Source organism: Stenotrophomonas sp. YJH_SMC_122 (genome assembly GCF_059369535.1).
Map to the genome: position 1 here is coordinate 335,624 of NZ_JCAFST010000003.1, position 6,324 is coordinate 341,947.

The 6,324-nt window shown below is 68.4% G+C and carries 4 protein-coding genes and 1 riboswitch; of the genes, 3 read left to right on the forward strand and 1 reads right to left on the reverse strand.

Going from position 1 to position 6,324, the window contains the following annotated elements:
* Window positions 1-3 precede the first annotated feature (3 nt).
* The gene (gene gcvP / locus AC5P66_RS06845; RefSeq protein ID WP_049411804.1) at window positions 4-2,871 is read right to left on the reverse strand and encodes an aminomethyl-transferring glycine dehydrogenase; all 2,868 of its coding nucleotides are present in this window, start codon (window positions 2,869-2,871) and stop codon (window positions 4-6) included.
* A 62-nt stretch (window positions 2,872-2,933) separates the two neighbouring features.
* Window positions 2,934-3,037: riboswitch (glycine riboswitch) on the reverse strand.
* A 299-nt stretch (window positions 3,038-3,336) separates the two neighbouring features.
* On the opposite strand from gcvP, the gene AC5P66_RS06850 reads away from it, so the two are divergent.
* From AC5P66_RS06850 to AC5P66_RS06860, 3 genes are all read left to right on the forward strand, one after another.
* The gene (locus AC5P66_RS06850) at window positions 3,337-4,563 is read left to right on the forward strand and encodes a multidrug effflux MFS transporter (protein WP_099487555.1); all 1,227 of its coding nucleotides are present in this window, start codon (window positions 3,337-3,339) and stop codon (window positions 4,561-4,563) included.
* Window positions 4,564-4,704: 141 nt separating this feature from the next.
* Window positions 4,705-5,601, forward strand: coding sequence for a siderophore-interacting protein (locus AC5P66_RS06855; protein ID WP_099494758.1), 897 nt, complete (start codon window positions 4,705-4,707; stop codon window positions 5,599-5,601).
* 68 nt (window positions 5,602-5,669) lie between these two features.
* Window positions 5,670-6,062: a hypothetical protein gene (locus AC5P66_RS06860; RefSeq protein ID WP_049411811.1), complete on the forward strand. Its 393-nt coding sequence runs from the start codon at window positions 5,670-5,672 to the stop codon at window positions 6,060-6,062.
* Window positions 6,063-6,324 lie beyond the last annotated feature (262 nt).

The following is a 6,324-nucleotide window of genomic DNA, read 5'->3' on the forward strand; positions in this document are numbered from 1 at the left end:
GGCTTACGCCTCGACTTCATCATCCTTGTAGGCATCGACCGGGATGCAGGCGCACATCACGTTCTTGTCGCCGTACACGTTGTCCACGCGCGCCACCGGCGGCCAGTACTTGCTCTGCTTCAGGCTGGCCAGCGGGAAGGCGGCCAGTTCACGCGGGTAGGCGTGGGTCCACTCGCTGGCGGTCACCGCGGTGGCGGTGTGCGGCGCGTTCTTCAGCGGGTTGTCCTCGCGGTCCAGGCGGCCGTCTTCGATCGCGCTGATTTCCTCGCGGATCTGGATCATCGCGTTGATGAAGCGGTCCAGCTCGTGCAGCGACTCGCTCTCGGTCGGCTCGACCATCAGCGTGCCGGCCACCGGGAAGCTCAGGGTCGGGGCGTGGAAGCCGAAGTCGATCAGGCGCTTGGCGACGTCCTCGGCGCCGATGCCGCTGGTCTTCTCCAGCGGGCGCACGTCGAGGATGCACTCGTGCGCCACCAGGCCGTTGCGGCCGGTGTACAGGGTCTTGAAGTGCGGGGCCAGGCGCTTGGCGATGTAGTTGGCGTTGAGCTGCGCGACCTGGGTGGCCTTGCGCAGGCCTTCGCGGCCCATCATCGCGATGTACATCCAGCTGATCGGCAGGATCGAGGCGCTGCCGAAGCTGGCCGCGCTGACCATGCCGACCGGGCCGTTGTCACCCAGCTTGCCCGGCAGGAACGGCGCCAGGTGCTCCTTGACCGCGCACGGGCCGACGCCCGGGCCGCCACCGCCGTGCGGGATGCAGAAGGTCTTGTGCAGGTTCAGGTGCGATACGTCCGAACCCCACTTGCCCGGCTTGGCCACGCCGACCAGCGCGTTCATGTTGGCGCCGTCGGTGTACACCTGGCCGCCGTGCTTGTGGATGATCTCGCAGATCTCGACCACCTCTTCCTCGAACACGCCGTGCGTGGACGGGTAGGTCATCATGATCGCGGCCAGGCGGTCGCTGTACTTCTCGGCGTTGAGGCGGATGTCCTCGACGTCGACGTTGCCGTTGGCATCGGTCTTGGTCACCACGACCTTCATGCCGCACATCTGCGCCGAGGCCGGGTTGGTGCCGTGCGCCGAATCCGGGATCAGGCAGATGTCGCGATGGCCCTCGCCGCGCGAGCGGTGGTAGGCACGGATCGCCAGCAGGCCGGCGTACTCGCCCTGCGCGCCGGAGTTCGGCTGCAGGCTGACCGCGTCGTAGCCGGTGCATTCGACCAGCATCGCTTCCAGCGTGTCGATCAGTTCCTTGTAGCCCAGCGCCTGGTCGGCCGGCACCAGCGGGTGGATCTGCGAGAACTCCGGCCAGGTCACCGGGATCATCTCGGCGGTGGCGTTGAGCTTCATGGTGCACGAGCCCAGCGGGATCATCGTGCGGTCCATCGCCAGATCCTTGTCGGCCAGCGAACGCAGGTAGCGCAGCAGTTCGTGCTCGCTGTGGTGGGTGTTGAACACCGGATGGGTCAGGAACGCGGACTGGCGCAGCAGGCCGGCCGGCAGTGCGTCGGCGGTGCTGGCATCCAGTGCGTCGACGTCGGCCTGCGCGCCGAACACGGCGGCCAGTGCGACCACGTCGGCGCGGGTGGCGGTCTCGTCCAGGCTGATGCCGACCGAGTCGCTGTCGATCGCGCGCAGGTTGTAACCGGCGGCGCGTGCCTTGGCGTGGATCTCATCGGCATGCACGCCGGTGATGTGCAGGGTGTCGAAGAAGTCGCCACCGACCTGCACGCCGGCGTTGCGCAGTGCCGCAGCCAGGATCGAGGCCAGACGGTGGGTGCGCCGGGCGATGCGGGTCAGGCCTTCCGGACCGTGGTAGACCGCATACATCGAGGCCATCACCGCCAGCAGCACCTGTGCGGTACAGATGTTCGAAGTCGCCTTCTCGCGGCGGATGTGCTGCTCGCGGGTCTGCAGGGTCAGGCGATAGGCCGGGTTGCCCTGGGCATCGATGGAGACACCGATCAGGCGGCCCGGCATCGAGCGCTTGTAGGCGTCACGGCAGGCCATGAACGCGGCGTGCGGGCCACCGAAACCGAACGGCACGCCGAAACGCTGGCTGTTGCCGACCACGATGTCCGCGCCCCATTCGCCCGGGGCGGCCAGCAGGGTCAGTGCCAGCAGGTCGGTGGCCACGGCCACCAGGCCGCCGCGCGCGTGCACGGCATCAACCAGCGCCTTGTAGTCGCCGACCTGGCCGAAGGTGTCCGGGTACTGCAGCAGCAGGCCGAAGGCTTCCGCTTCCAGTGCTTCGGCCGGGGTGCCGACGCGCAGCACGATGCCCATCGGTTCTGCGCGCGTGCGCAGCAGTTCCAGGGTCTGCGGGTGCACGGCGTCATGCACGAAGAAGGTGTCCGACTTCGACTTGGCCGAACGCTTGGCCAGCGTCATCGCTTCGGCGGCGGCAGTGGCTTCGTCCAGCAGCGAGGCGTTGGCGATTTCCATGCCGGTGAGGTCGGCGCACAGGGTCTGGAAGTTGATCAGCGCTTCCATGCGGCCCTGCGAGATCTCGGCCTGGTACGGGGTGTAGGCGGTGTACCAGGCCGGGTTTTCCAGGATGTTGCGCAGGATCACGTTCGGGGTATGGGTACCGTAGTAGCCCTGGCCGATGAAGCTGCGCAGCACGGTGTTCTTGTCGGCGATCGCGCGGATCTTCGCCAGTGCCTGCACTTCGGTCATCGACTCCGGCAGCGCCAGCGGTGCCGGCGACTTGATCTTGGCCGGCACGATGGCATCGGTCATCGCATCCAGCGACGCGTGGCCGACGACGTCGAGCATCTGCGCGATCTCGGCATCGTTGGGGCCGATGTGGCGCTCGACGAACGCATTGTGGTGCTCGAGCTCACGCAGGGAAGGGGTGTTCTGGGACATGGCGAAGGATCCGTCAGGAAAGGGCACACGCACGGGCACAAGCCGCCGGTCGGCGGTCTGCGGGGCGCCCCTCTGTCCTTTTGCCTGAGAGTTTGGAAGCGCGGAAAAACCGCGGCTTCGTGCCCCTTCGGCGCCGGATCGAACCGGTCTCTCCAGAGTTCTGTTACGGGTGGTATCGGGCCTGAGCGATTACGGGCGTTGCGCCTTCGGCAGCGGTGTTCCGCTTCTCCCACCGTGTTGCCCGCCGATTATAGCCCGTTGCGGGCCCGCCGGCCGCCCCCGGCGCCGGCCGCCGCGCCTGAATGGCCGATGGCCCGGCCATGCGTTTTGTGCACCGCTGCATGGCATCGGGCGCAATCCCCACCTATGATGGCCGGATACCCGAATTCATCTGGCGCCCTCCCTGCAGACGGGGACCGGCGCCCGCCGTGCGTGCGACGCATGGCCCTGCCGGACGCCTTTCCCATGACCGCCGCTGTTGCTCCCTCCACCCGCCGCATGGCCCTGCTGCTTGCCGGCCTGGCCATGTTCGGCCCGTTCTCGATCGACACCATCTTCCCGGCCTTCCCGCAGCTGGCCCGGCGCCTGGCGGTGGACGAGGTGGCGGTGCAGCAGACCATCAGCGTCTACCTGCTGTTCTACGGCCTGATGAGCCTGGCGCACGGTCCGCTGTCCGACGCCTGGGGCCGCAAGCGGGTGATCCTCGGTGGCCTGGTGGTGTTCGTCGGCGCCTCGGTGGGCTGCGCACTGTCCACCGACCTGACCACGCTGCTGGCGTTCCGTGCGCTGCAGGGCCTGTCGGCGGGTGTCGGCATGATCGTCGGCCGCGCGGTGATCCGCGACCTGTACCACGGCCATGACGCGCAGCGGCTGATGAGCCAGGTGTCGATGCTGTTCGGCATCGCCCCGGCCATCGCGCCGATCATCGGTGGCTGGATCCTGCTCAGCGGCGCGGGGTGGCCGCTGATCTTCTGGTTCCTGGTGGTGTTCGCGCTGGTCCTGCTGGCGGCCACTGCACGCTACCTGCCCGAGACCCATCCGGTCGAAGCGCGCGTGCCGTTGTCGCCGCGCGTGCTGATGCGTGATTACGTGCGCATCGGCTTCAACCCGCGCTTCCTGCGCCTGGCGCTGGCCGGCAGCATCGGCTTTGGTGGAATCTTCCTGTACATCTCCTCGGCGCCGGTGTTCGTGATGCAGCACCTGCACCTGGGCGAGGGCGGCTTTGCGTGGCTGTTCATCCCCACCATCGGCGGCATGACCACCGGCTCGTTCCTGTCCGGGCGCATGGCCGGGCACACCACGCCCACCCGCCAGGTCTCCATTGGTTTCGGCCTGTGCGCGCTGTCGGTGCTGCTGAACGTCGGCTACGTGGTGCTGTCGCCACAGTTCGTGCTGCCATGGGCGGTACTGCCGATCTTCCTGGGTGGCATGGGCATGGCACTGATCTTCCCGATCCTGGCGCTGGCGGTGCTGGACATGTACCCGCATCAGCGCGGCCTGGCCTCGTCGCTGCAGGCCTTCGTGCAGCTGATGATCAGCACCGTGGTGGCCGGCGTGGTGTCACCACTGCTGAGCGGCAGCCCACTGCACCTGGCGCTGGGCCAGGCGGCGTTCTTCGGCGCCGGCTTCGTGTTCTGGTACTGGGAACACCGGCGTGAACGCGCGGCGCAGGCGGCCTGCACGGGCCATTGAGCAGCGTGCAGGGGTAGGGCAGGCCGCGATGCCCGAAATGCTTGCGACAGGGGACGACCGGACTAGGCTGGGCCTTCCAGCCAGCCGGTGCGTGGATGCACGACAGCCAGCCGATCCGATGTCGTCGCATGAGGTTCCCCCATGGCTGCGCAGCAGACCTACCGCCTGTTCGAGGTGGCGCTGAAGGAGCGCCGCGTGCTTTCCCCTTCGCTGGACCGCATGGTGTTCACCGGTGCCGACGTGGCACGGATGAAGACCGGAGGCCCGGACCAGCGCATCAAGGTGTTTTTCCCCTTGCCTGGCCAGGACCTGCCGCAGGTGCCGTGCGGCGAGGACTGGTATCCGCGCTACCGGGCGCTGCCGGACGATCAGCGCCCGCCGATGCGCACCTACACCATCCGCCAGCTGCGTGCAGAGCTGGGCGAGGTCGATGTTGATTTCGTGCTGCATGGCGAGACCGGGCCGGCCTCGCGCTGGGCCATCCATGCACGCCCCGGCGACCGCGTGTTGTTGCTGGCTCCCGATGCCGACTGCGCCGACAGCAGCGAAGGTTGGGAATGGAGGCCGCCGGCCGGCGTCGGCCAGGTGCTGCTGGTGGCCGATGAAACCGCGCTACCGGCGGTGGCTGGCATTCTTGAGGAACTGGCGGCCATGGTGGATCCGCCGCGTACGCTGGCCCTGCTGGAAGTGGCGCAGGCCGGCGACGCGGTGCCGCTGAAGGCACCGGCTACCGCCGAGCTGGTCTGGCTGCCGCGCGGGCGCGCGGCGTACGGGGCGCCTCTGTTGCAGGCGGTGCAGGCGCGGCTGGCAGCCGCCTCGGGCGTGGCTGCCGGCGATGCGCCGGAGGAGATCGACGTCGATACGCAGATCCTCTGGGAACAGGCCGATGCCAGCGTGGCCGGGCCGCTGTATGCCTGGGTGGCAGGCGAGGCGGGGGCGGTGATGGCGATCCGTCGCCATCTGGTCCGCGACTGCGGGCTGGACCGCCGCGCGATCACCTTCATGGGCTATTGGCGGCACGGCAAAGTGCTGGATTGAGCGGGTGTGAAGCGGCGTGGCGGGTGGGGTGCGTTATCCTTGCGCCCCCCTCGCAGCGGTATTGCACCATGTCCACCAGCTCCAAGACCCGCCGCGACCAGCGCCGTCGCCAGGAAAAGCAGGCCGCCAACAAGGCCGCTGCCCAGGCCTCGCCGGTGGAGCCGCATGCCGAACTGCGCGACGCGCAGCGCACCCTGCTGGCCGGTGTCGTGCGCCGCGACGGCGAATGGGTGCTGGGCATGGACGGCCGTATCGCCGGCCACAGTGACTCCGCCGCACAGGTACTGGCGCTGATCATGCAGGCCGGTGAACTGCACGAGCGCAACGGTACGCCGGTGCGCCTGATGTACTCCGATGCGCTGCGCGACGCCGCGCGCGCCGAAGCGAAAGAGAAGGGCCAGACCTTCGAGGAATTCAAGGCGGAACTGGCCGCGGCGATGGCGGCGAAAAAGGACAGCTGACAGGCATTCCGGTAGAGCCGGCCGTTGGCCGGCTGCGCGCTGGGTCTTCATCGCGTGGTTGCCGGCCAGCGGCCGGCACTACCAGGAAGGGGCGGATCCTTGCGGACCCGCCCCTTTTTTCATTTCGCCGCCGGGGCGGCGTTGGCCTGCCAGCCACACATCTGGCCTTTGCTTGATTGCTGTTCCGGTAGAGCCGGCCGCTGGCCGGCTGCCTGCGGGGTCTTCATCGCGTAGTTGCCGGCCAGCGGCCGGCACTACCAGG

What these genes read in the sequence shown, in the direction of transcription:
- gcvP (WP_049411804.1), bottom strand. Translation starts at nt 2,871, where the DNA reads ATGTCCCAGAACACCCCTTCCCTGCGTGAGCTCGAGCACCACAATGCG.
- AC5P66_RS06850 (WP_099487555.1), top strand. Translation starts at nt 3,337, where the DNA reads ATGACCGCCGCTGTTGCTCCCTCCACCCGCCGCATGGCCCTGCTGCTT.
- AC5P66_RS06855 (WP_099494758.1), top strand. Translation starts at nt 4,705, where the DNA reads ATGGCTGCGCAGCAGACCTACCGCCTGTTCGAGGTGGCGCTGAAGGAG.
- AC5P66_RS06860 (WP_049411811.1), top strand. Translation starts at nt 5,670, where the DNA reads ATGTCCACCAGCTCCAAGACCCGCCGCGACCAGCGCCGTCGCCAGGAA.